At 42.7% G+C, this 517-nt stretch carries 2 protein-coding genes; both read left to right on the forward strand.

Annotation, left to right across the window (positions count from 1 at the left end):
- The coding region (locus ACS8FD_RS24580) for an NAD-binding protein (protein ID WP_439277769.1) at positions 1 to 234 on the forward strand (234 nt) is incomplete at its 5' end.
- Between the two features lie 3 nt (positions 235 to 237).
- Positions 238 to 517 (forward strand): aldehyde dehydrogenase family protein (locus ACS8FD_RS24585; protein WP_439277770.1); only part of this gene is annotated, 280 nt, incomplete at its 3' end.

The following is a 517-nucleotide window of genomic DNA, read 5'->3' on the forward strand; positions in this document are numbered from 1 at the left end:
GCAATCAGTGAAGTTAATTTCCCTCGTTGGATTCTTAATAAAGGTTTTGACTCCGGTTTCACTATGCAGCTGATGCGTAAAGATGTGCGTCTGGCGGAAAATATGATCGGTGAGATGGGATTAGAGTTACCTTTGGCTAAACAGGTAGCTGAAATTTGGTCGCAGAGCGAAAAAAACATACCTGATCAGGATGATTTTAATTGCATTATCAAAAATGCCGGCTTGGGAGAATAGATTATGAGTTTTGAAGTAGAAGGAAGTGGCGCGCAACAAGTTGAAATACTGCTTAATGAACTACTGGGTACTTCAAAGTTTGGCAGCTTGATTGATGGAGAATTGGTTGCAGGTAATGGTGACGACATCGAGCTGATTAACCCAGCAACCGGTCAGGTATTTTTAATCTATCGTGATGCGGGGAAAGATATTGTTGCTAATGCAGCCGATGCAGCTATAAAAGCTCAAAAAGTGTGGTGGTCAATGACCGCCAGTGCAAGAGGTCAGTTAATGTGGCAGTGCG

The sequence above is a fragment of the Psychrobacter sp. 1U2 genome, assembly GCF_051847575.1.